Source organism: Mangrovimonas sp. TPBH4 (assembly GCF_001280505.1).
In the GTDB taxonomy this organism is placed as follows: Bacteria; Bacteroidota; Bacteroidia; order Flavobacteriales; family Flavobacteriaceae; genus Mangrovimonas_A.
This window is the reverse complement of the sequence record NZ_LBIO01000028.1, coordinates 80,209-103,825: the sequence shown is the minus strand read 5'-3', so window position 1 is coordinate 103,825 and position 23,617 is coordinate 80,209. Positions and strand designations below refer to the sequence as shown.

The 23,617-nt window shown below is 39.2% G+C and carries 20 protein-coding genes, 1 tRNA gene and 1 pseudogene; 12 read left to right on the top strand and 10 right to left on the bottom strand.

What is annotated here, in order from left to right:
- Positions 1 to 75 precede the first annotated feature (75 nt).
- From ZA05_RS01115 to ZA05_RS01105, 3 genes are read left to right on the top strand one after another with little or no spacing between them, the layout of a single operon-like run.
- Positions 76 to 1,023 carry a putative phage abortive infection protein gene (locus ZA05_RS01115; protein ID WP_053990017.1) on the top strand — a complete coding sequence of 316 codons (948 nt, stop codon included), beginning with the start codon at positions 76 to 78 and terminating at the stop codon, positions 1,021 to 1,023.
- 44 nt (positions 1,024 to 1,067) lie between these two features.
- A complete protein-coding gene (locus ZA05_RS01110) occupies positions 1,068 to 1,718 on the top strand; it encodes a hypothetical protein (protein WP_053990016.1) in 651 nt (216 codons plus the stop codon).
- A gap of 2 nt (positions 1,719 to 1,720) precedes the next feature.
- Positions 1,721 to 2,473 carry a hypothetical protein gene (locus ZA05_RS01105; RefSeq protein WP_053990015.1) on the top strand — a complete coding sequence of 251 codons (753 nt, stop codon included), beginning with the start codon at positions 1,721 to 1,723 and terminating at the stop codon, positions 2,471 to 2,473.
- 133 nt (positions 2,474 to 2,606) lie between these two features.
- Here ZA05_RS01105 and ZA05_RS01100 read toward each other — a convergent pair whose 3' ends face one another.
- The 4 genes from ZA05_RS01100 to ZA05_RS01085 all read right to left on the bottom strand — a co-directional run bounded on the left by ZA05_RS01100 (position 2,607) and on the right by ZA05_RS01085 (position 7,543).
- Positions 2,607 to 3,815, bottom strand: coding sequence for a site-specific integrase (locus ZA05_RS01100; protein ID WP_053990014.1), 1,209 nt, complete (start codon positions 3,813 to 3,815; stop codon positions 2,607 to 2,609).
- Between the two features lie 231 nt (positions 3,816 to 4,046).
- Positions 4,047 to 4,120: transfer RNA gene (locus ZA05_RS01095), tRNA-Asn, on the bottom strand.
- Between the two features lie 73 nt (positions 4,121 to 4,193).
- On the bottom strand, positions 4,194 to 5,534 hold the full coding sequence (rseP, locus tag ZA05_RS01090) for an RIP metalloprotease RseP (RefSeq protein WP_053990013.1): 1,341 nt from the start codon (positions 5,532 to 5,534) through the stop codon (positions 4,194 to 4,196).
- A gap of 71 nt (positions 5,535 to 5,605) precedes the next feature.
- Entirely contained in the window at positions 5,606 to 7,543 is a 1,938-nt protein-coding gene (locus ZA05_RS01085) for a M1 family aminopeptidase (RefSeq protein ID WP_053990012.1), read from the bottom strand.
- Between the two features lie 154 nt (positions 7,544 to 7,697).
- On the opposite strand from ZA05_RS01085, the gene ZA05_RS01080 reads away from it, so the two are divergent.
- From ZA05_RS01080 to ZA05_RS18120, 4 genes are all read left to right on the top strand, one after another.
- Entirely contained in the window at positions 7,698 to 8,369 is a 672-nt protein-coding gene (locus ZA05_RS01080) for an SCO family protein (RefSeq protein WP_053990011.1), read from the top strand.
- A 73-nt stretch (positions 8,370 to 8,442) separates the two neighbouring features.
- Positions 8,443 to 8,676, top strand: a complete 234-nt coding sequence (locus ZA05_RS01075; protein WP_053990010.1) for a FeoA family protein — start codon at positions 8,443 to 8,445, stop codon at positions 8,674 to 8,676.
- Positions 8,669 to 10,768, top strand: coding sequence for a ferrous iron transport protein B (gene feoB, locus ZA05_RS01070; protein ID WP_053990009.1), 2,100 nt, complete (start codon positions 8,669 to 8,671; stop codon positions 10,766 to 10,768). Before ZA05_RS01075 ends, feoB (ZA05_RS01070) begins: the two co-directional genes overlap by 8 nt.
- Positions 10,769 to 10,798: 30 nt before the next feature.
- Entirely contained in the window at positions 10,799 to 10,933 is a 135-nt protein-coding gene (locus ZA05_RS18120) for a FeoB-associated Cys-rich membrane protein (RefSeq protein ID WP_157514479.1), read from the top strand.
- A gap of 11 nt (positions 10,934 to 10,944) precedes the next feature.
- Here the strand turns inward: ZA05_RS18120 and feoB (ZA05_RS17960) are convergent.
- The 3 genes and pseudogenes from feoB (ZA05_RS17960) to ZA05_RS01050 form a co-directional block, all read right to left on the bottom strand.
- Positions 10,945 to 13,126 (bottom strand): annotated as a pseudogene (feoB, locus tag ZA05_RS17960) (ferrous iron transport protein B).
- A 22-nt stretch (positions 13,127 to 13,148) separates the two neighbouring features.
- On the bottom strand, positions 13,149 to 14,165 hold the full coding sequence (locus ZA05_RS01055) for a DtxR family transcriptional regulator (protein ID WP_197276027.1): 1,017 nt from the start codon (positions 14,163 to 14,165) through the stop codon (positions 13,149 to 13,151).
- 2 nt (positions 14,166 to 14,167) lie between these two features.
- The gene (locus tag ZA05_RS01050) at positions 14,168 to 14,827 is read right to left on the bottom strand and encodes a metal-dependent transcriptional regulator (RefSeq protein ID WP_053990005.1); all 660 of its coding nucleotides are present in this window, start codon (positions 14,825 to 14,827) and stop codon (positions 14,168 to 14,170) included.
- A gap of 99 nt (positions 14,828 to 14,926) precedes the next feature.
- On the opposite strand from ZA05_RS01050, the gene ZA05_RS01045 reads away from it, so the two are divergent.
- Complete coding sequence (locus tag ZA05_RS01045; RefSeq protein WP_053990022.1) at positions 14,927 to 17,179, top strand: TonB-dependent receptor; 2,253 nt, start codon at positions 14,927 to 14,929, stop codon at positions 17,177 to 17,179.
- An 11-nt stretch (positions 17,180 to 17,190) separates the two neighbouring features.
- Here ZA05_RS01045 and ZA05_RS01040 read toward each other — a convergent pair whose 3' ends face one another.
- The 3 genes from ZA05_RS01040 to ZA05_RS01030 all read right to left on the bottom strand — a co-directional run bounded on the left by ZA05_RS01040 (position 17,191) and on the right by ZA05_RS01030 (position 20,704).
- The gene (locus ZA05_RS01040; protein ID WP_157514478.1) at positions 17,191 to 19,299 is read right to left on the bottom strand and encodes a hypothetical protein; all 2,109 of its coding nucleotides are present in this window, start codon (positions 19,297 to 19,299) and stop codon (positions 17,191 to 17,193) included.
- Positions 19,300 to 19,322: 23 nt separating this feature from the next.
- Positions 19,323 to 19,865 (bottom strand): RNA polymerase sigma factor, encoded by a 543-nt coding sequence (locus tag ZA05_RS01035; protein WP_053990003.1) that lies wholly within the window; start codon positions 19,863 to 19,865, stop codon positions 19,323 to 19,325.
- A 98-nt stretch (positions 19,866 to 19,963) separates the two neighbouring features.
- Positions 19,964 to 20,704: a molecular chaperone DjiA gene (locus tag ZA05_RS01030; protein WP_053990021.1), complete on the bottom strand. Its 741-nt coding sequence runs from the start codon at positions 20,702 to 20,704 to the stop codon at positions 19,964 to 19,966.
- 121 nt (positions 20,705 to 20,825) lie between these two features.
- On the opposite strand from ZA05_RS01030, the gene ZA05_RS01025 reads away from it, so the two are divergent.
- The 4 genes from ZA05_RS01025 to ZA05_RS01010 all read left to right on the top strand — a co-directional run bounded on the left by ZA05_RS01025 (position 20,826) and on the right by ZA05_RS01010 (position 23,571).
- Positions 20,826 to 21,233, top strand: a complete 408-nt coding sequence (locus tag ZA05_RS01025) for a hypothetical protein (RefSeq protein ID WP_053990002.1) — start codon at positions 20,826 to 20,828, stop codon at positions 21,231 to 21,233.
- Positions 21,234 to 21,319: 86 nt separating this feature from the next.
- Complete coding sequence (locus ZA05_RS01020; protein ID WP_053990001.1) at positions 21,320 to 21,730, top strand: BrxA/BrxB family bacilliredoxin; 411 nt, start codon at positions 21,320 to 21,322, stop codon at positions 21,728 to 21,730.
- 91 nt (positions 21,731 to 21,821) lie between these two features.
- Positions 21,822 to 22,556, top strand: coding sequence for a 1-acyl-sn-glycerol-3-phosphate acyltransferase (locus tag ZA05_RS01015; protein ID WP_053976427.1), 735 nt, complete (start codon positions 21,822 to 21,824; stop codon positions 22,554 to 22,556).
- A gap of 25 nt (positions 22,557 to 22,581) precedes the next feature.
- Positions 22,582 to 23,571 carry an acyl-ACP desaturase gene (locus tag ZA05_RS01010; RefSeq protein WP_053990000.1) on the top strand — a complete coding sequence of 330 codons (990 nt, stop codon included), beginning with the start codon at positions 22,582 to 22,584 and terminating at the stop codon, positions 23,569 to 23,571.
- The last annotated feature ends 46 nt before the right edge of the window (positions 23,572 to 23,617 follow it).

Here is a 23,617-nt window from a genome sequence, read left to right as displayed (position 1 = left end):
AGCTAATTTTACAAAAAGTCATTTCCCTCCTGAGAAAAAACAATCAATACGTTATCAATATTTAAGGTTAATTCCATGGATTACTCAACCAAATTAGTAAAAGAAATTACCGACATCTCGGAAAGAATTATATCAAGACAGAGTGAGATTGAAAAAGAAATTATCTTATTGAATTCAAAAATTACATTTTATACTAATTGCGCTTGGATATTTGTATATGCCGGAGCTGCAATTACTTTTTTTTCCGTTATTTTTTACATTTTTAAAAATAAAGACACAGAATTTGAACTCAATTTATTAGGAGATTTTTTAGGAGGAAGCGTTGCTTCAATTTGGTCGCTAGCAGGTTTATTTCTAATTTATGTGGCTTTTCTTGGCCAAAAGCAGCAACTTCTAAATCAACAACTTGAAATCATGTATAGTCAATTAGAAGTAAAATACACCAGACTAGAATTAGCGGGTCAAAGAGAAGAAATGGCCACACAAAATGACACCTTACTAAATCAAAAATTTGAAAACACTTTTTTTCAACTATTAACTTTATTTAATGGCATAGTTAATTCTTTAGACCTAAGAAATGGCTCAAGAGTTATTATTTCTTCTGGAAGAGATTGTTTCAAAACCTTTTACAATTCATTAAGAGCAGAAACCAAAAATGCTATTGGCCAAAATACACCATTTGTTTCCGCTCCTATTATTCAAACAATAAAAGCCTACGACAAAGTTTACAACCAAAATAAATCCGACTTAAGTCATTATTTCAGAACAATATATCATATTTTCAAATTTATCGATGATTCCACTATTGAAAACAAAAAGAGATATGCATCGATAGTGAGAGCACAACTATCAAGTTACGAGCAAGTACTATTATTTTATAATTGCATACATAGCAATGGCTTAAAGAAATTCAAACCTCTAATTGAGCAATATGCCATCCTCAAAAACCTTGATGAAGACTTAATTTTAAGCCCTAACCATCTAAATGAATACGAACCATCTGCGAGAGGCTTAAACAGCTAACTGCAATTTATAAATGGATATTTTAATTTTAAACCTCCAATTAAATGATATTTCAAAAAGTACTAAAAGGAATCCCTAATTTAACCGAAAAAGATGTCAATTATATTATTTCAAACACAGGAATTCTCTCAAATTTATTGAGAAACAACCCTAATTTCCAATTGAGCGAGATAAAAGAGGAGTTGACTGAATCCAACCTGATTAATCATCTTAGCAACTACCATGGCACTTTACCATCTTCTAATAAATGGAGTAAACTTGGCAAAACCTATGGAGAAGTATCACCCTTTATTTCGACCACAGCTGGAGCTGTCCAAAGGGACAACAGTAAAAATATAATTTTCCCAACTTTTATAACAGCTATTCGATTCGCAACCAAAAATTTCAAAACCTCAGGATGTATATTTTATACCTATGTTCAAGTTTTAGGCAAAGAATCAATACCACTAGAGAGTTTCTCTGAAGAAGTTAGAGAACTACATATATTCAAAGATTTCTTGCCATATCATCAACAAGGAGAGATTACTGCCAAATTACGTATTCCAAGTATCTCCATTGAAAAAGCTGAAATTTACAACGGAAAAAAAGCCTTTCAATGTTTAAACAAAGGCACAAAACCTATCCCAGCCAAAATAATTCTAAATCCTGATTATGCTAATCCTGAAAAATACTGCAACATTAGAAACTATTTTTGAATATGATTAATTATAATAATATACTGGATTTAAATATTGAAGAACTTGATGTTTTAGGTGACGCATACCAAGGCTATGCAAACATTTTAATAGAAGAAAACAAAATTTCAAATCTTCCCATTATAGCAAGTTGTTTTGTAATTGCAGCAACATATAAGTCCTTTTTAAATCCAAAATCGAGCATGAAATATTTCAAAAAAGCAGCGAAATATTATCTTGAAGACAATAATAGATATTGGATTGTCTGCGCTATGTGCTCAAATGATTTCCCATCAAACTATCTATTCAAACACTTCTTCATCTCAAATAAATTAACACTGAACAAACTAAGCAAAATAGAAATGGAATTCTTTAAAAACTTCTTTAATCTTGATTCTGATTCTAAAATTGATAATGGTAGACCTAACTTTGCCGGAAGACTTAATATACCTGAAAAATTGTACATTGATGCTTTAAATGAGATAAAACAACTAACACCACAAAACTTAAACGACTCTTCACTTGTTAAGTTTACAATGCTATTTGAAAGATTTAGTGAAGTTACTTACAGCTTAAAATCAGACTCTTTTCACTGGAATTTAGTATTAGGAAACTTCATTCCTGTGGAACCCGAAACAATTGCTTTTTCTAAATTAGTTTTATGGAACTTATCTCAAACTAAAATCGATTTAGAAGACATATTTAAACAGATAGAATTAAATGAAATAGCTAAAATTCCATTAAATATAGCCCTCTCCTTTTCCACCCAACGATAAAATTAAAGACTAATATATTTATTCACACTTAAATTTAGGTCTGCCCGTTAAAAATAGTAAAACCACCAAAACAGGTGGTTTTACTTACAATCAAAAATACCACAACCTCAAACCATCACTCCTAACAAAAAATTTATCGACCAATCTTACTAGACAATTTTTCCATCTCCATAGCAACCTTCTTTTGCACCACCTTACCATAACTATCCTGAGTAATTTTCATACTTGAATGCCCCAAAAGCTCTGATACAATTTCCATAGGCACATCATTATACAACAATACTGTTGAAGCAAATGTTTTTCTAGCTGTATGAGTAGTCAGCTTCTTATCAATTCCAACAATCTCAGCTACTTCCTTTAAATAGGAATTATATTTTTGATTGCTTATTCTTGGAAAAATCAAGCTACTTTCTGCATTATAGCCATTAATTATAGATATAGCCTTAGGCAATAATGGTACTTGAAACTCTTTTGAAGTCTTTTCTCGCTGCATTTGTATCCATAAATTACCATCAAAGCCCTTAATGATATTTCCAGAGGTTAGATTGGATAATTCGTGATACGCCAAGCCTGTATAGCAACTAAAAATAAAGAGATCCTTTATCAGCTTTAACCTAGGCTGTACAAACCTATGCTTCTCCAATTTCTTTAGCTCTTCTGGCGATAAAAACACCACCTCCTTTTTAGCTCTCTTGGCTTTATACAATATAAATGGATCCACTTCCAAAAATCCTTCAGCAATAGCTATTTTTATAGGATTTCTGAAACGCTGTATCACTTTGTTCAATGTAACTTGCTTGTGCCCTTTAACCGTCTTTAAATAGTACTCAAATTCCGTTAAAAAATTCAAGTCCAAATTACGTAATGGAATATCATTCATTTTGTACTTATGCTTCACAAAGGATTCCAAATGCCCATGTACGTATTCAAATTTTTTAAAAGTGACGTCCTTCAAATCCTTTCCAACCAATTTTTGAATTTTGGACAGATAGCGTTTATAAAAGCTAACTACACCATCTTCCTTTTTTGTAGGCTTATTGAAGTATATGTCGCTAATATCAGTAACGGTGAAATCCAAACCTTTCAATTGAAGGCTTAAAAAATCTTTTTCAAGCTTTTGCCTAATTATTAATAACTGAGCATTGACAACCTTATAATTCAAATCCTCCTGTGACACCTTCTGCTCCTTAGTATTCCAATACTCGGGATTTACAAATTGCCCTGTCGAGAACTGTTGCCTTTTTTTTAAATAAGTAATTCTGCAATAAATAGGGCAAATACCCTTCTGATTTGTTTTAGCCTTGTTCAGATAGAACAAAACTGTCATAGTTTGCTGTTTCATTTCCAATTGTATTTAGTTAAACAATTGGCATACAATTCAGATTATTAAAAATGGGATACCCAGCCTTTTGAATGGGATACCTAATAGTGTACCTTTTTCCATTAAAAAACTTGGCAAGTTGGCAAATGAAGTAAAATGCAGACAGTGCACGCAATGCACTTAAAACACTGGAGAAAACCCATATAAAACACAAAAGCCACCCAATTTATTGAGTGGCTTTCTCTAAGCTTGCTCCCCCTCTTGGGCTCGAACCAAGGACCCTTTGATTAACAGTCAAATGCTCTAACCAACTGAGCTAAGGAGGAGTGTTATTCGCTTTTGCGAGTGCAAATATAAGAGGTTTTTTTTGATTCGCACAAACTTTTTTTAAAAAAATTTTTATTTAAATATCGCTTTAAAAAGATCGTTCCCATTCGCGAATAAAACGAGCGCTATAAGTATAAAGAAACCAACCATTTGCGCGCGTTCCAAGAATTTTTCGCTTGGTGCTCTTCCTGAAACCATTTCGTACAACAAAAACATAACATGCCCTCCATCCAAGGCTGGAATAGGCAATAAATTCAAAACTCCAAGCATAATGGATAGGAATGCCGTCAAGGCCCAAAAATCTTGCCAGCTCCAAGTACCTGGGAATACATCGTAAATGGCCTTAAAGCCACCAACACCCTTATAGGCCCCTGTTTTAGGATTGAAGATTTTTTTCAATTGCTCGCCATAACCATAAATTTGGTCCTTGAACTTTGTAAAGCCTACGGCAAAACTCTCACCAAAACCATATTCTTTTTTAATAATATCATAATAGCCGGCAGCTTCAATATCGCTCAAATCACCTCCTGCCAAGATTTCCATCTTGCCTTCTGGACTAATTTGCAACTCCTTTTGAATGCTTTTTCCTTCGCGCAAAATACCAGCACTCACCGTTTGCCCTTTAAACTGCGTTGTTACACCTTCTATTTGGTCATAATATTTTAAAGGCACGCCATTAATTTCTGTAATGATATCCTTTGGCAACAAACCTGCCGATTTGTTGATAGACGTATCCGGCACCTTACCTACCACAAAAGGAAAACGCAATCCAAAAAAGCTCTTGCTCTCCCCATCACTTAACTTTCCTAAAAAGTCTTCAGGCAAAGCTATATCTTTCATTTCCGAGCCTCTTTCAATGGTTAAGTTTTCCGCAGAAATCACTTTACGGCGTATTTCAGACACATAATGTATAGGCTCTCCATTAATGGCTACCACTTTATCTCCGGTCTCAATGCCGAGGTCGGTCAAGATTGGATTGGTCACCACATAGCCATCCTGTACGCTATTGGCATCAATATCTACATCGCCAAAAGCAAAGGACAAAAACACATAAATAACATAGGCCAAAATAAAGTTCACCGTTACACCGCCCAACATAATAATCAAACGTTGCCAAGCCGGTTTACTACGGAACTCCCAAGGTTGCGGTTCCTGGGCCATTTGATCGGTATCCATGCTTTCGTCAATCATACCGGCAATCTTTACATAACCACCTAAAGGCAGCCAACCGATACCATAAACGGTTTCACCTATTTTCTTTTTAAACAATGAAAATTTTATATCGAAGAACAGGTAGAATTTCTCTACTCGGGTCTTGAATAATTTTGCGGGGATAAAATGCCCTAGCTCATGAAGTACAATAAGAAGGGATAAACTCAATAAGAATTGAGAGATTTTAATGATAAATTCCATGTATCTCTATAAAAATTTAAGGAACAAAAATAGTCTTTTAGTGCTATTTAGAAAATTCAGTAGGGGTTTCACTAGTTTTTTAACACCGATTTATTAACGATGCCTTTATTAGTCGTGAGTTTCACAAAAAACATACCAACACTAAAAGGTGTCAGGTCGATGTTGGATGTGTCAGCACTTCTTAGAACCAATTGCCCTAACGGATTGTATACATCTACCTGCTCAACAACAACAGAATCAGGTTTTTCTATATACAAAACGGCATTGGTTGGATTAGGGTATAAATGTAGTTCCTTGGCTAATGCCAAATCGGCAACACCCAAGGTGACATTATTATTTTTACTGATGAGATCGGATTCTGGGTCAAACAGGACCTCACTCACCATAAAGTCGACCGGCTGGTTAAATACCTGCCCATTACTAGTATTATCAAGCACCAAATCCAAGACCTCCCCTTCTGTACCAACCAAACGGACGGGTACCGGCGCTTCAAAAAAGGACACGCTAGGATCACTTTGAACTTGATTGATTTCTATTTGGAATTCTGTTTCGGAAGTTTGTGAACAGTTTAAGGTATAGGTTGGATAGCCCTGTTGATACAACCAGTCATCAAAAAACTCCGTAAGATCTTCTCCACTGGCAGTTTCCATAATCTCAATAAAATCTTCCGTTTTGGCATAGGCATAGGCATGATCCTCATCGGCCAAATAGTCTGTTAAACCTTGGTAAAAATCAGAGTCCCCAACTTTTTTGCGCAACATATGCAATACCATGGCCCCTTTATTATAAGAAAGGCGGCTACTAAAAATTCGGCTTACACTCAAGGTATCGGCATCCGAAAGATATACTGCTCCATCGGGCAAGGAGGTAATTGAATTTACGCGTTGTGCCTTCCAGGTCACAAAATCTGAAGGTTCATCAAAATCCTCTATCACCAATCCCGACAAGTAGGTAGCAAATCCTTCATTCAACCAAATATCCTTCCAACTTCCACAAGTAATCTTATTTCCAAACCATTGATGTGCCAATTCATGAGCAATCAAATTACGCCCAAAACTCCCCATAAAGGATACGGTTGTATGCTCCATACCACCACCCCAACCAAATTGGGCGTGGCCATATTTTTCAAGGGCAAATGGGTATTCCTCAAACAACTCCGTAAACAGTTCCATGATATCCACGGTGATTTCCGTGTTAACCTGTGCCGAAGCCAGATTTTCAGGATACACATAATTCACAATATCAAAAGGAGCACCGTTATTCTCAACGGTGTGGCTATACACTTCATAATTGGTCACTGCTATTGCCACCAAATAGGCAGGAATGGGATAACGATGTTTAAAGTGTGTGGTTTTGGCATCTGTTTCTTCCACCTGACTTTGTTCTACCCCATTGGCCACGGCAATATAAGCCTCATTGTCCGTGTTGAATTTTGGAGTGGTAATGAACACGTCCAACGAATCGGCCTTGTCATTAAGATCCTGCTTACAGGGCCACCACCCTTTCGCGCCATAGGGTTCGGACAAGGTCCAAATAATAGGATCGCCGTTATGACTGGACTGTTCAAATGAACCAAAACCAGTACTTACCGGATTCCCCGAATATGTAATGGTAAGGGAATCCAACACCCCTGTATTAATAGTTTCCGAAAGTGTAACGATCAATTCATCATTAGCATACTGGGTAAACGTTTGCGGCACACCATTTTTCAACACTTGCGACACTACCATATCATCTACCAAATCAAAATAGACCTGAGTTAAGTCTTCTTTCGCTTCAAAATAAGTAGTCACCTCTCCTTCTATAAAGGCCTCTTCTGGGTCTACCGTAAATTCCAAACGATGGTATTTCAAATCATAGTTCCCTGTATTGGCACTATAAACAGACATCATTTGGGTAAGGGCCGCCTTAGCTTCCATGGTACTAATCTCTTCCAAGGTTGTATCAAAATCCTGGGCATAGCCAATCAAGGAAGTTGCAAAACAGGACAAGAGTAAAAATCGTTTCATTCGCAATCGAATTTATAGCGCTATAACTGGTTGGACAAGAAGCCTGACTCAGGGTCTTAGCGGGTTAATATTGCTGTTAAAAATAGTATTTTCTTATGATTGTGTCGTATTTTTGCATTCAAATCTTACGGTAACGCCCAAATACAACTTATTGATGTTATCCTTTTTAAAAGCCTATAAAAACTTCGGAATTGCCCTCTTGGTGCTTTCCTTAATTATCATTTCCATTTTTTATTCCATTTTAAAACCGAAAAGGGTACTCCCTGTATTTCAACCCGCCATGGTCAATTACGAAATGGTAGACAGCTCCATTCAGCACCAAAAGAAATACCACAGCATTTCCGATTTTAGCCTAATCAACCAAAACGGACAAACCGTTACCCAAGAAGATTATAAGGATAAAATCTACGTGGCCGATTTCTTCTTCACCACCTGCCAAACCATATGTCCCATCATGACAGATCACATGGCACAAATCCAGGAAGCTACCATCAATGATGACGACGTGATGCTCTTATCTCATTCGGTAACGCCAAAAATAGACAGTGTGGAACAGCTAAAGCGCTATGCTGTTAAAAAAGGCGTCAACGATGCCAAATGGAACTTAGTCACCGGGGACAAAAAACAAATCTATGAATTGGCACGTAAAAGCTATCTGGCAGTAAAAACCGATGGCAATGGCGATGCCTACGACATGATCCACACTGAGAATTTTATGCTCATCGACAAAAAGCGTCAGATTCGAGGCTTTTATGACGGTACCAAACCAGACGACATCGAGCGATTGCTGGAAGACATCCAAGTCCTTAAACAGGAATACCATTAGTTTTATAGGGCACAATTTTTCTAGCCTGAATATTTGCCCTATTTTTGCTTCTTTAAAATAAATCTAAATAAGCTTGCAGGTTACTTTAGCACACTTAAAACGAGGTCAAACGGGCATCATCAAAGATGTCTCCTCCATCCATATTCCCTTAAAACTCCTTGAGATGGGCTGTTTGCCAGGAAACATGGTGGAACTGGTACAGGTGGCCCCTTTTTCAGATCCCTTATACCTTAACATCAACGGATCACATTTAGCCATTAGAAAAGAAACCGCTGCACACATATTAATTGAGATCACCAATGGGTAAGCAGATCAATGTCGCCTTAATAGGAAACCCCAACACCGGTAAAACTTCGGTATTCAATGCCCTTACGGGACTTAACCAAAAAGTGGGGAATTACCCGGGTATTACCGTTGAAAAAAAAGAAGGCGTCTGCAAATTACCGCGCGGTGTCAAAGCCCATATCATCGATTTACCTGGGACCTATAGCTTGAACGCTTCGTCCTTGGATGAAAATGTGGTGATAGAACTTTTGCTGAACAAGAACGATAAGGATTTTCCCGATGTAGCCGTAGTAGTTAGTGATGTGGAAAATCTAAAGCGCAACCTGCTCCTGTTCACACAAATCAAAGACCTTGAAATTCCAACCATTCTCGTCATCAATATGGCCGATAGAATGAAATACAAAGGGATTTCCTTGGACATTGATGTATTGGAGAAAGAACTGAACACCAAGATTGCCTTGGTGAGCACCCGTAAAAATATGGGGATTGACAAACTCAAGGAACTCATCACCAATTTCAGGGAACTCTCCACAAAACCTTGTCTGGATGCTAGCCATATAGACCACGACTATTTCACTAGACTTAAGGCCGCGTTTCCAAACCAGTTGCTATACAAACTTTGGTTGGTCATTACCCAAGATGTCAACTTTGGAAATGTAAGCAGAAAGGAAGTAGATGCCCTGGACGATTTTAAAACCAAAAGTAAAAGTGACTTAAAACGTCTTCAGCAGAAGGAAACCATTAAGCGCTACCAATTTATTAACAACGCCCTTAAAAAAGGACAAACCATAGATTTGGCCACCGCCAAGGACTTGCGCATCAGGTTAGATCGCATCTTGACACACAAGGTTTGGGGTTATGTAATTTTCTTCTTGATTTTATTATTGATTTTCCAGGCCATCTATGATTGGTCCGGCATCCCTATGGATTTTATCGACGGACTATTTGCTTCTATGAGCGAATGGACCAAAGACCATTTGCCCGAAGGACAGTTTACCAATTTAATTGCCGAAGGGATCATTCCCGGACTTGGCGGCATCGTCATCTTTATTCCTCAAATTGCCTTTTTGTTCCTGTTTATTGCCATTTTAGAAGAAACAGGTTATATGAGCCGTGTGGTATTTCTCATGGACCGCATTATGCGTCGTTTTGGATTGAGCGGAAAAAGCGTGGTGCCACTTATCTCTGGAACCGCCTGTGCCATCCCTGCCGTAATGGCAACACGTAATATTGAAAGTTGGAAAGAACGCTTGATTACCATATTGGTAACGCCTTTTACAACTTGTTCCGCAAGACTTCCAGTATACCTCATCATCATTTCTTTGGTGATTCCAAAGGGACGATTTTTAGGACTGAGCTACCAGGCCATGACCTTAATGCTACTCTACCTTATTGGTTTTGGAGCTGCTATTGGATCAGCCTATATTTTGAATAAAGTACTAAAAATTAAAAGTCGTTCGTTTTTTGTGGTTGAAATGCCCAATTACAAAATGCCACTGTTTAAAAATGTCGCTCTTACGGTGATTGAAAAAACCAAGAGCTTTGTATTTGGAGCCGGTAAAATCATTTTGGCCATTTCCATCATTCTATGGTTCTTAGCGTCCTACGGTCCAGGTGACGATTTCAACAATGCCGAAGCCATTGTAACCTCCCAATATTCAAAAGAAAATTTAGACGCCGAAACCCTGCAACAAAACATCGCTTCCTATAAATTGGAGCATAGTTTTATTGGCCTTACCGGCCGCGCCATTGAGCCTTTAATTCAACCTTTGGGCTACGATTGGAAAATTGGGATTGCCATTGTAAGTTCCTTTGCTGCCCGTGAAGTATTTGTAGGCACTTTGGCCACTATTTACAGCGTGGGAAGTGACGAGGAAGAAACCATTAAAAATAGAATGGCTGGTGAGGTGAATCCTATTTTAGGCACTCCATTGTTCAATTTTGCCTCGGGGATATCCCTTTTATTATTTTATGCCTTTGCCATGCAATGTATGAGTACCCTAGCCGTGGTAAAACGCGAAACCAATAGTTGGAAATGGCCCACTTTACAATTGGCAGCAATGAGTAGTTTCGCCTATTTAGTAGCCCTGATTGCCTTCCAAGTACTTAAGTAAGGGAACCACAAAAAGAAAGACTAAAAACGTATGAACACCATCATTCAAAACATATTAGTAATAACCGCTTTGGTTTTAGCGGTTGCTTTCTTGGTCAAAAAATTCCTTTGGACCAAAAAGGCCCCTACTAAAAGTTGTGGAAATGATGATTGTGGGTGTCATTAAAACCAACTCCTTCACACAAATACCCTCCAAATCTGCGCCACCAAAAAAGTCACTACAAAGCCCATAACTAAAGGCATCAAGGTGGCTACTGCTGTCCATTTTACACTATTGGTTTCCTTGTAAATGGTATAGATGGTCGTACTACAAGGGTTATGCAGCAAACTGAACAACATTAAATTAATAGCTGTCAACAAGGTCCAACCGCCTGCCTTTAATATATCCCCAGTAGCATTAGCAGAATCCAATTCAAACATGACCCCTGCACCTTCACCGGCCGCAAGGCCCGTTACCAATACTGTTAACATTAAAATAGTGGGGATCACGATTTCATTGGCTGGTATTGCAACGATATAAGCAACCAAAATCACACCATTTAAACCCAATAGCCAACCAAAGCCATCCAAGGAATCAATCATCCAATATGCAATACTATGGTCACCAATATCAATATTTGAAATCAACCAAATGACCGCTCCTGCAGGGGCTGCGAATACTATAGCACGCCATAACACAATCAAAGTTCGGTCTATTAAAGAGGTATAAATTGTCTTCCAGAACCTGGGAGGCCTATAAGGCGGCAATTCCAAATTAAAAGTGGATACCTGCCCCTTCAATACTGTTTTGGACAGCATCCAAGAGCTTAAAAACATGAAGACCATACCTAAAATAGCCACCCCAATTACCGTAGCAACCGATGCAAATCCAGACAGTGACTTTGGAACTACAGCACCAACAAAAATGGTCGCAATTAAAATCTGCGTAGGCCACCTTCCATTACATAAGGAGAAGTTATTGGTAAGAATGGCAATTAATCGCTCCCTAGGACTATCGATAATCCTGGTAGCCACAACGCCTGCGGCATTACAGCCAAAGCCCATACTCATGGTTAAGGCCTGCTTGCCATGCGCTCCCGATTTTTTAAACAGATAATCCAAATTGAAAGCCACCCTTGGCAAATACCCAAAATCTTCCAAAAGGGTAAACAGCGGAAAGAAAATAGCCATTGGAGGCAGCATTACGGCAATTACCCAAGCCAAGGCCAAATACACTCCATCGATTAAAAACCCACTCAACCACCACGGAAAATGCAAGCTTTCGGCACCGCTTTTCAAGGCCGGATGAATGGTTTCCAGTAGCAATTCCGCCAACATTGCAGAAGGATAATTAGCTCCCACAATAGTCAGCCAAAGGACCACTGCCAAAATAAAAAACATGATAGGAAACCCCCATCTTTTGCTGGTTACAATTTGATCGATTTTCACATCCAAGGGATGACCGCCCTTTTTATCGGTACTGCTCACAGTGTCATTGACAATTTCTGCAGCATCCGCATAGATACTTTCCGTGATATGATCGTGAAAATCCCCACCCAATTTCCATCGTAGGTCATTGGACAGCTCTATTATATTTTCAACAGAATTATTACTCATAAATTCATTCTAATTCAAATTCCCGTTCCCTTAAGGCTTCAATAACTCGCTCATCACCTTCCAACAATCGAAAGGCAATCCAACGACTATTTGGCAGCGACGGAAATTGTTTTTCAAGTTCAAGACTCAATTTTTTAACGGCTTCCTCAATCTTTTTTGGAACATTTTTGATACGGTGCGGACGGCATTCCACTTGCCCAGTGGCGACTTGACTGATGACATCAATAAGCTCCGGAATACCCTCATTAAAACGCGCACTTGTTGGCACAACAGGTATCCCCAAACGTTTGGCCAAGGCACGGGTATTGACTTCCACATGATTCCTTTTAGCCTCGTCCATAAGGTTTAAACACAATACGGCCTTACCTGTAATTTCCAAAATTTGAATTACCAAATTCAAATTGCGCTCCAACCGACCTGCATCCACCACAATAACGGTAACATCGGGCTTACCAAATAGAATAAAGTTCCTTGCCACTTCCTCATCTTCTGAGGTTGACAACAAAGAATAGGTCCCCGGCAAATCCACCAGTTTGTATTTTTTATCATTGTACTGATATCCGCCTTCTGCCCTAGTTACTGTTTTTCCCGGCCAATTCCCCGTATGTTGTCGCAAGCCCGTTAAAGCATTAAAAACGGTACTCTTTCCTGTATTTGGATTTCCGGCCAGAGCCACCACAAAGTCAGTGTTCTCAGCATTAACACCCAACTTTTTAAGCCCTTTTGGATTATACTGAGGGCACACTTCACAAGCACTACTCACTATGGGTTTCTTTTCCTCCATCTCATTTCTTTTTAATCAACACTTTGGCCGCTTGATCATCCCGCAATGCAATGGCCGAACCTTTAACAATATAAGCTTTAGGATTACTCAACGGACTTACCAAACCTATATGAATGGAGGCCCCTTTCACAAATCCCAAATCCAATAAACGACGTCGGCTTTCGCCTCTGCATTCTTTTGAAATTCCTAAAATTTCAGCAGACTCCCCGCTTCTTAAAGCTGATAATCGAACGGCATCTTCTTCAATGTCCACATCTTCAGCGAACACTTCAATGGTCAAATTCCTGGCAACTTCTGGAGCCAGAATAAACTCTTCACCTTCGGAATAAAATACAACTCGCTTTTCATTGTTTTCTACCACCCGAATATGTGAACCTATATGAATATTCTCGGCAAGAATTTGACGATAAATCACAGCTGGCTCATCCTCAATATGCACTATTTTACCAACGGTATCCACTTCAAGATCTACCAAATGCTCCCCATTGATATTGGTAATTTCACCTAAATGCGATGGGATGGGATCCCCATGAGGATCGTAGGTAGGATTTCCCAATTTTGTCGCTAGCACATTGGTCTCTTCATGGCTTAGTTGGTGTTCCATCTTTTCTGCCCTAGGATGCCATTCGGTTTTATCAAACCCTGTTTTTTCGGCAAGGTACTTTTCCCAAAGCCGGTGCACCCTCACAATTTTAATGGCATATTCGCGCCCCATTGGCAAGAGGGAAACCTCCCCTCCATCAAACTCAATCAATCCCGAAGTCGCCATCGTTTCCATAACCTCATCCAAGGTGCTATTGTTATACTCCAACTCCTCCTTTAATTCCTCCGTAAAGATGGACTCCCCCATGTTTTCCAAAGTGTACATTTGCTTCAAAATGTCTTCGGTTATGATTTTCGGGTTGGTTTTAACGCTGTTTCTAATGATCCAAAACCAACCTTTCGCCGGCCTGAACAAAAAGAAGAGTAAGCCGACCAGCAATACAAATACAACAAGGTTCACTACGGGATTGCTCATATTCATTCGCTAAGTTTCACATATAAATTATTAGATACCGCTTTTGAAATACTCAAGGGCACCGCATTCACCTCGATAGTCATGGATTCATCAAAAGACTCCTTTGACAACACTTTAAATGAGGTTCCCAATGCAATACGATGCTTATCCAGATACTTCAAAAAATCTTTGGAAGTATCCTTCACGCCAATACACATACAAGTTTCGGATTCCTGTATTTGGGAGAGCAACACTTTTTCGGTTTTTTTAATCTGTCCGTCTTTATCTGGAATAGGATCGCCATGTGGATCATGCGTTGGAAATTCCAAAAATGCATCCAATTGATTGATCAGTTTTTCGGATTTGATGTGTTCCAACTGCTCCGCTACATCATGCACTTCATCCCAAGAGAAATTTAAATGCTCTACCAAAAACACCTCCCACAGCCTATGCTTTCTTACCACCGAAGCAGCAATCTTACGGCCCTCATTAGTCAATTTGGCACCTTGGTACTTTCGATAACTCACCAAATCTTTCTCCGAGAGTTTTTTAATCATATCGGTGACCGACGAAGCCTTGGTGTCCATTTGCTGAGCCACGGCACTTGTACTCACCGAAACAGCCCCAAACTTTCCCAAATGGTAAATCGCCTTTAAGTAGTTTTCTTCTGAAAGAGATAACATGAATTAGGTTTTATGCAAATATACAAACTTTACAGGAACTGAAATTAATTTTTAGTCTTGCCTAAATTTTTATTTACCTTTGCGCAAAATATTATTTACATGAAGCTACTTGTATCTGCTTTCATATTATGTTTCAACACCATAATTGCCCAACAGACCTTTCATATTACAGGAAATATTTCCAGTAACGGAGAGGCCTTACCTTTTGCCAGCATCTATTTAAAAAACACTTCAAAAGGGACTACAAGTGATGCCAATGGGGTTTACCAATTAAATAATATCCCTTCGGGAACCTACACCGTAATTGTTTCTTTCACCGGATATAAATCCCAACAAAAAACCATTCAGTTAAAAGATGACAACCTTCATCTCTCGTTCGACCTCCAAGAATCTGAATCACTTGACGAAATTGTCATTACTGGTACCCTCAAGCCTGTGAGCCGTTTGGAAAGCCCGGTCCCTGTGGAAATTTATTCGAGCACTTTCTTAAAACAAAACCCCACACCCAATGTGTTTGAAGCCCTACAAAATGTGAATGGCATAAGGCCCCAAATAAATTGCAGTGTGTGCAACACAGGCGATATCCATATCAACGGACTGGAAGGCCCATACACCCTAGTGCTTATTGACGGCATGCCCATAGTAAGTGGATTATCGACTGTTTATGGTCTCTCGGGCATCCCTAATTCCCTAATAGAACAGATTGAAATCGTAAAAGGCCCCGCCTCATCCTTGTACGGTAGCGAAGCTGTTGGAGGCTTGATCAATATCATTACAAAACTCCCTGAAAACAGTTCAAAATTCACGGCTGATGGTTTTATGACCAGCTGGCAAGAAGCCAATTTAGATTTAGGCTACAGTGCCACTTTAGGAAAGAAAACCCATGTATTAACTGGAGTTAACTACTACAATTACAGTAATCCCATAGATAATAACAACGATAATTTTACCGATGTTACCCTACAGGATCGCATTTCCATCTTCCAAAAATGGGCTTTTAAGCGCCCTGAAAACCGACAGTTTTCCATTGCAGGACGCTATTTTTACGAAGACCGTTGGGGTGGAGAAATGCAGTGGACCCCAGAATACCGCGGAGGCACTGAGATTTACGGTGAGAGCATCTACACCGCGCGTTTTGAGTTTATAGGAAACTACCAATTGCCACTAAAAGAAAAGGTCAACTTCCAGTTTTCATATTCCGATCACGACCAGAATTCGGTGTATGGAGACATGCCATACTTGGCGAAACAACGTATTGGTTTCGGCCAATTTATTTGGGACAAATCCATTAATAACCATGATCTACTATTTGGAGCCGCAGGGCGTTATAACTACTACAACGACAATACCACCGCCACTGCAACTGCAGACGAAGTTGTGATTCCATCGCTTTTTGTTCAAGATGAAATAAGCATTAACAAAAAACACCACGTGTTGCTGGGAGCACGTTACGACTACGATGAGCGTCACGGTAGCATTTTCACTCCAAGAATCGCCTACAGATTTAAACCCACCGAAGACGATATTATCCGACTGAATGCCGGAACAGGATTTAGAGTGGTAAATTTATTCACAGAGGAACATGCCGCCTTGACTGGATCTAGGGACGTCATCATTGAAGAAACACTAAACCCAGAAGAATCGTATAACATCAATATCAACTACCTTAAAAAAATATACACCAAAAACGGCATGATGTTCACATTGGATGCCTCCGCATGGTACACCTATTTTACCAACCAAATTGTACCGGATTACGATACCAACCCCAATCATATTATCTATGACAATTTAGATGGACATGCCATTTCACAAGGCTTTAGCTTAAATTTTGATGCCGTTTTCGCAAACAGCATTAAGGCCAACATAGGAGCCACCCTTCAAGATGTGAGTCAATATGAAAACGGAGAGAAAAACAGGCAAATGCTCACCGAACGATTTTCTGGTAATTGGGGTGCTTCTTACAAACATTTCCCAACACATCTCACACTAGATTATACGGGAAGTATTTATGGCCCCATGTTGTTACCTACTCTGGGCGAATTAGATCCTAGAAGTGATACATCGCCTATTTGGAGCATTCAAAACATACAGATTACCTATGATGGCATCCAAAACCTGGAACTCTACGGAGGCATTAAAAATATTCTCAATTGGACCCCTGGCAAAAACGAACCATTTTTGATAGCCAGAGCAGAAGACCCATTTGACGAAAATGTTGAATTTGACACCAATGGCGACGTGATTCCAACACCGGACAACCCATACGCCCTAACCTTTGACCCAGCATACGTATATGCACCCAACCAAGGAAGACGCCTGTTTTTTGGTGTTAGGTTTCATATGAAATAAAAGCAATACGATTAAAATGGCATAGAAATATCCTCAAAATAGGCTTTAAGTTCTGCAATACTCACCTCTTTAAAGTCCAATATAATGTTCTTCATTTCAGAGGTATTGGTTTCTATCGCATCAAAATAGAGTTTCCCTCCGTCTCGTTTAATCGCCACAATAGTAATATCCTCGTTTTTGGACACGGTACCAAAGTCAATTTCATCATTAGCTTTCCAACCTGGCAACACCGAATTATAATCCTTAAAAACCATATTGACATTGGCGCCTTCAGAATTTTTGATCTTAAGTTTAAATTTGACTTTTGCTCCACGATTCTTTACAAATCTATCGCAATTGATCCAACCCAAATTAGCAGTCGTCAACACATAATAACTCACATCTTTTGAAGTCACTTTATCATCTGTACTATCCTCCACTCTCTTTTCAAACGCTTCGGCACTTACCTTATCCCCGCCAATATAACCAATAGCTTTAGGCACTAATTCCATTTCTACAGTTTGTGATGGCACCTCCGAACTATCCAAAGGAATCCTAATAACATGCCCTCCACGCGTAATGGAATCATTCTCAAGAATCTTAAATCGGCTTCCCTGCATTTCAAACAATGGCTTTCTCAACATAACCTTTCTGGTACTTGCCCAACCAAACTCACGAATCAATTTCTCCTCTTCATATCGTCGCCATTCTTTTATAAAAGCAGAATCCACTACAAAATCCTTGTCCTTCATTATCTCCCTAATCTTCTCGGTAACCCCTCTTACTTGCGTATAAATGGTATCCGCAGGAAACAAACCTCTGCGTAACATCTCGGTAGTCACCAATGCTGTGTCCCTAACCCCAAATCCTTCAACCTTTTCATTATCCACACTAAATAATATTGGAAACGAATAGGGTACTGCAACCGCTCTTCCTCTTTGCTTGCCCGGGATCATTTTGGGCAAAAGCCCAATTACCCTATTGGCTTCTTCCTCCAATACCGGATGGGATGCCCTAGATTGAACAAACTGCACCTCCCCATGCTTGCTAATTTTAAATATGCTCATGATTCGTTGTCTCCCAGTAATACCAAGACCAGCAACAATATCAGCGTTAAAATACCTTTGAACATGTTTCTTTATTGCCGTATGAAAACATTCCCGACGCAATTGCTCATCACCCTTAGTTTCACAACCAGGAAATATGGGTGCCTGTTCTATTACCGCAAATGGCACTTCAATATCTTCCTCAAGCTCTTCAAATGGCATTATTTCTTCTAATACAGGCTGAACCCAATTGATATGATCATCTTGCACTTCCCCAGCAAACAATTGCATACCATCCTTTTGACCCTTTTTAGGAAACCCTATTTCAATGGCAACTCCATTTTTCAACTCTAAAGCTTCCCCATTTTGAAAAGCTTCCAGATGTAACATGCCTCCTGTTTCCAACTGCTCATCATGACTTCGAGTGGTTAAATTTGCCAACAACATATCTGCAAGCTCATAATATTCAGATACTTTTAAATTGACATTTCCACTGACTTTACGTCCTGAATTTTTATAAACAAATGAATTGGCTTTGATCCGCAACCTTGTGCCTTCCCTGCAAACTATTAGGGTATCCTTAGCCGTATTGACGACTATGGTTTGGGCCTCTTTCAAAATTGGCTTATACGTCTGCTTTGAAGTTTTAGTGACTGTCTGAACATGCACAGAATCTTTCACCAAACCTACATTGGAAGCTTTTTCCACTTGTATGGAATCCAAAGCAATTACAACTTTCTCTTTAGGATATTCTTCCTCAGTAATTGGATCAATGATAGACTTTGTTGTATCAGACTTGGGAGTTTCTTCTCCCTCACAAGACTTTGATAATACTAAAAACAAGACTGCAGAAACAATTGCTACAAATACCGAAACCGTAACAACCTTAAACCATTTACCCAGCTTATAGGCTTGGTACCCCTTAGCCATTTCGGCCTTTAAAGCCACACGATCCATGCCACCCAGCATCACCAAATGCTCTTGGTACAAACTATGAAAATCTCCATCGTATTGCAATCGCTCTTCAAAGCTAGCCAACGCTTCACTAGACAACAATCCGTTTACATATTGGTCGATTAATTCTATGTTATTCATATAGTTTTCCATGAGTTTTTGAATTAGGATTGAACAGATTGAAAGGTGTTTTGAAAAATGTCTTTGGCCTTAGCCAAGCATTTATACTTCTGGTTTTTCGCAATTTTTTCAGACTTAAACTGCATCACTTTGGCAATGTCCCTAAAGGACATTTTTTTGTGATAAAACATAAGCAACAATTGCTGACATCGTTCTCCTAATTCAGAAAAAGCACGCTCTGCAAAGCGGTACTTTTTTTCCTCCTGAACTTGATTGGAAATATCTTCTAAATTCTCATTAAGATCACTTTTAGAAAGTTTGTTGAGATTATTTTGGGTATCACTCCAAATATACCGTGACACGGCATATAGATAGGTGTAAATTGAAGAAGTAAGTTGAAAATTGGGCTTTTGGAGATTGCGGTACAGCACAATCAAAGCCTCTTGGAATACGTCCTTGGCATCTTGCTTTTTCCCTCCTTTTGAAAGTATCAATCTTTCAATTTTTGGGTACAGCTTATACAGTTGCTTGAACGCCTTTTCTCGATGACCAGATTTGAAAAGTGCCACTATTTTTTGATCGCTCATAAATTGTCTTTATTACTTTATGGTCATTTTCAAAAAAGGTCTCCTATAGTTTTAAAATTATTTTTTTTATTGAACACTGTCTAATGAACCGACTCCATTTAAAACCTCTTCTCCTTTTGAAGTTGTTCATAGGCTTCCTGCACCTGTCGAAATTTTTCTTCTGCCCCCTTACGGTGTTCTTCCCCTAGGTGAATGACTCTATCTGGGTGGTACTTTTTCGCCATTTTACGATAGGCAGCTTTAATGTCTTCTACAGAAGCCGACTGCTCAATTTCCAAGATTTTATAGGCATTATCAGCACTATTATAGAACATGGCCTTGATGCTTTCGAAATCGCGGGAACTAATGCCCAAATACCCAGAAATGGTATGGATTTGGGTGACTTCAACTTCGGTAACATGCCCATCGGCCTTGGCTATTCCGAAGAGAAAATGCAACAGCTGCAGACGCGATGGGTGATCCATCATTCTATAAATCTGCCCACAGACCTGTCGTGTAGAAATATTCTGTTTACTGATGCCTTTAAAAAGTTTAAAAGCATGATTGGCGCGTTCCTTTCCATACATATTGGCAAACTGTTGGCGCACAAAATCCAATTCACGTTGGTCTTGTTTGCCATCAGCCTTAATGACTACGGAAGCCAACACCAGCAAGCTCACTTCAAAATCGCCTGATTGCGTTTGAGGCCTTCTTTTCCCTTTACCTTCTCCCAATAAGGTATCTCTATTTTCATTAACCGCAGCATCCACCATACTGCCAAGTGCCAAACCAATAATAGCTCCTATTGGGCCACCAATAGACCACCCCAAGGAAGCCCCAATCCATTTTGAAAAACTCATCTGTTTCGTTTTGAATTCCAAAGATACTATTTTGCAATTTTTCATTGATGTATTTTACATTGGAATACGCAACCTTTAGCGATTTTCACCATCTATAAATCACAACACACAACTACGCTTTATGAAAACCCAACTTTTAATTGCACTCCTATTCTTCAGCAGTTTATACTCCTGTTGCAATTCTGACGATGACAATGCCAACACCAACACTTTAGAAGGCACTTGGAACTTAATAAAAGTTACCGGCGGCTTTGCTGGTGTAGATGACGAATTTGAACCGGGTCTCATTGTTTGGGATTTCAATACATCTTCCACCACCCTGAGCGTTACCAACAACAATACGGAAAACACGATTTATGACGGCCTAGCAACCGGTACATACAACTACAACCTCAGCACTACAGAAGACGGACAGTATATTACCATTGAAAACATGCTGAATGGACAGCTCACCATTTCTGGGAACCAAATGACTCTAGATGACAATGTTGCCGCCGACGGCTTTCACCTCACCTTTAACAAAGATTAACACGAACATACATTTGCCAAGCCTTTTTTGCCCTATTTTTGATTAACTTTGCATCGAATGAATTTTTAACAAAAAAACTTAAACATATGTATCCAGCAGAATTAGTAAAACCAATGCGCGAAGATTTAACCAAAGTTGGTTTTGAAGAACTACACACCGTAGAAGCTGTAGACGCTGCAATTGCAAAAGAAGGAACCACACTTGTGGTAGTAAATTCTGTATGCGGATGTGCCGCAGCCAATGCAAGACCTGGAGCAAGACAAAGTTTGCAAAATGCAAAACGCCCAGACCACTTGGTAACTGTTTTTGCAGGTGTAGATAAAGAAGCAACGGACAAAGCCCGTGCATATATGGTTCCATTTCCTCCAAGCTCCCCTTCTATGGCGCTATTTAAAGATGGAGAATTGGTACACATGCTAGAACGTCACCACATTGAAGGACGTCCGGCCGAAATGATTGCCGAAAACCTTGTGGACGCCTACAACGAGTTTTGCTAAACAACTTTTTCCAAATATTGCAAACCACGCTTTTTGCGTGGTTTTTTTATGTGTAATTTTGGACCTTAATTTAAAACCCATTAGTTACTAAATGAAAATCCTAGCATACCCTCTAACGGTTCTTTACTTTATTGCCTTTGGATTGACACTCTTGATATTCCACCCCATCCTATGGATCAGTCACCGTGTTTTTGGATACCACACCCTCGAAAAAACCGTAAACATCCTTCAATTTTGTTTGTTGCGCTGTTTGAACATCCTTGGCACCCGCTTTACCTATAACAACCCTCACAATATCGATACTGATGCGCCCGTTATCATTGTGGCCAACCATCAGAGCATGTATGATATTTCGCCAATAATGTGGTTTATGAGAAAGCATCACCCTAAGTTTATAAGTAAGATTGAATTGGGAAAAGGCATCCCTAGTGTATCTTACAATTTACGTCATGGAGGTTCGGCATTGATTGATCGTAAAAACCCAAGACAGTCCATCAAGGCCATTAGTGACTTTTCAAAATTCATCAATGAAACTAACTATGCTGCGGTTATTTTCCCAGAAGGAACACGCAGTAAAAACGGCCATCCAAAGCCTTTTCAAAGACGAGGATTGCAAACTTTGATCAAAAATATCCCAACGGCTACGGTAGTGCCACTAACCATAAATAACTCTTGGAAGACCTTACGTTACGGCAAATTCCCTATGGGATTGGGGGCAAATATCACCTTGACGGTGCATAAGCCTCTTAAAATCGCTACCTTTGCAAATACTGATGAGCTTATTGATAGTGTAGAACACACAATTACCTCTCACGTTCAACCTTAACACCAAACAATTAACACATATTATTATGTCTTTAAAAAATGTACGATTGGAAGTCATGAAGTTTTTGGAAAAAGACGTTGATTCCTTGATAGATAAGTACCTTCTCCCAATAGAAACCATCTGGCAACCAACAGACTTTTTGCCAGATTCAGAATCCGACACTTTCTTTTCTGAAATTGAAGAAATCCGTGAATTGTCAAAAGAACTCCCTTACGATTTTTGGGTAGTCTTGGTAGGCGATATGATCACAGAAGAAGCCTTACCAACTTACGAATCCTGGTTAATGGACGTAGAAGGGGTAGACCAAGTAGGCCGTAATGGCTGGGGAAAATGGGTGCGCCATTGGACGGCCGAAGAGAACCGCCACGGAGATGTGCTTAACAAATACCTTTACCTTTCGGGTCGCGTAAACATGAAAGAAATTGAAAAAACCACGCAATACTTAATTGCCGATGGTTTTGACATTGGAACCGATAGAGACCCTTACAAGAACTTTTTGTACACCAGTTTCCAGGAATTGGCCACTTACATTTCGCATAACCGCGTAGCAAAGATTGCCAAAGACAAAGGCAACAAGCAACTATCCAAAATGTGTAAAATCATTTCTGGAGACGAAATGCGCCACCACCACGCCTACTGTGATTTTGTGGACCGTATTTTTAAGGTAGATCCTAGCCAAATGATGATGGCTTTTCAATACATGATGAAGAAAAAAATCACCATGCCAGCACATTTCCTAAGAGAATCTGGAGATAAAATTTCTACGGCTTTTGAAGAGTTTTCAAACACAGCACAACGTATAGGGGTTTACACGTCTACAGATTATGTGGAAATTTTGGAAAAGCTTATAAAACGTTGGGAAATTGACAAGATTACCAATCTTAATGACGAAGCAGAAAAAGCAAGAGATTACTTGATGAAATTACCAGCCAGGTTAACGCGTTTATCAGAACGTATGAGGGTTCCTGAAAACTCATACCAGTTTAAATGGGTAGAACCAGCAGTATTGAAATAATAAATCAATCAAACTCCATATAAATTCCTTTTAGTTTTCTAGAAGG

Bases quoted from the DNA above. Each gene is read 5' to 3' on its own strand.
- ZA05_RS01010 (WP_053990000.1), top strand. From the start codon at position 22,582: ATGTCTTTAAAAAATGTACGATTGGAAGTCATGAAGTTTTTGGAAAAA.
- ZA05_RS01055 (WP_197276027.1), bottom strand. From the start codon at position 14,165: ATGAGCAATCCCGTAGTGAACCTTGTTGTATTTGTATTGCTGGTCGGC.
- ZA05_RS01085 (WP_053990012.1), bottom strand. From the start codon at position 7,543: ATGAAACGATTTTTACTCTTGTCCTGTTTTGCAACTTCCTTGATTGGC.
- ZA05_RS01015 (WP_053976427.1), top strand. From the start codon at position 21,822: ATGAAAATCCTAGCATACCCTCTAACGGTTCTTTACTTTATTGCCTTT.
- ZA05_RS01080 (WP_053990011.1), top strand. From the start codon at position 7,698: ATGTTATCCTTTTTAAAAGCCTATAAAAACTTCGGAATTGCCCTCTTG.
- ZA05_RS01035 (WP_053990003.1), bottom strand. From the start codon at position 19,865: ATGAGCGATCAAAAAATAGTGGCACTTTTCAAATCTGGTCATCGAGAA.
- ZA05_RS01040 (WP_157514478.1), bottom strand. From the start codon at position 19,299: ATGAATAACATAGAATTAATCGACCAATATGTAAACGGATTGTTGTCT.
- ZA05_RS01105 (WP_053990015.1), top strand. From the start codon at position 1,721: ATGATTAATTATAATAATATACTGGATTTAAATATTGAAGAACTTGAT.
- ZA05_RS01110 (WP_053990016.1), top strand. From the start codon at position 1,068: ATGATATTTCAAAAAGTACTAAAAGGAATCCCTAATTTAACCGAAAAA.
- ZA05_RS01045 (WP_053990022.1), top strand. From the start codon at position 14,927: ATGAAGCTACTTGTATCTGCTTTCATATTATGTTTCAACACCATAATT.
- ZA05_RS01050 (WP_053990005.1), bottom strand. From the start codon at position 14,827: ATGTTATCTCTTTCAGAAGAAAACTACTTAAAGGCGATTTACCATTTG.
- ZA05_RS01020 (WP_053990001.1), top strand. From the start codon at position 21,320: ATGTATCCAGCAGAATTAGTAAAACCAATGCGCGAAGATTTAACCAAA.
- feoB (WP_053990009.1), top strand. From the start codon at position 8,669: ATGGGTAAGCAGATCAATGTCGCCTTAATAGGAAACCCCAACACCGGT.
- ZA05_RS01115 (WP_053990017.1), top strand. From the start codon at position 76: ATGGATTACTCAACCAAATTAGTAAAAGAAATTACCGACATCTCGGAA.
- ZA05_RS18120 (WP_157514479.1), top strand. From the start codon at position 10,799: ATGAACACCATCATTCAAAACATATTAGTAATAACCGCTTTGGTTTTA.
- rseP (WP_053990013.1), bottom strand. From the start codon at position 5,534: ATGGAATTTATCATTAAAATCTCTCAATTCTTATTGAGTTTATCCCTT.
- ZA05_RS01100 (WP_053990014.1), bottom strand. From the start codon at position 3,815: ATGAAACAGCAAACTATGACAGTTTTGTTCTATCTGAACAAGGCTAAA.
- ZA05_RS01030 (WP_053990021.1), bottom strand. From the start codon at position 20,704: ATGAGTTTTTCAAAATGGATTGGGGCTTCCTTGGGGTGGTCTATTGGT.
- ZA05_RS01025 (WP_053990002.1), top strand. From the start codon at position 20,826: ATGAAAACCCAACTTTTAATTGCACTCCTATTCTTCAGCAGTTTATAC.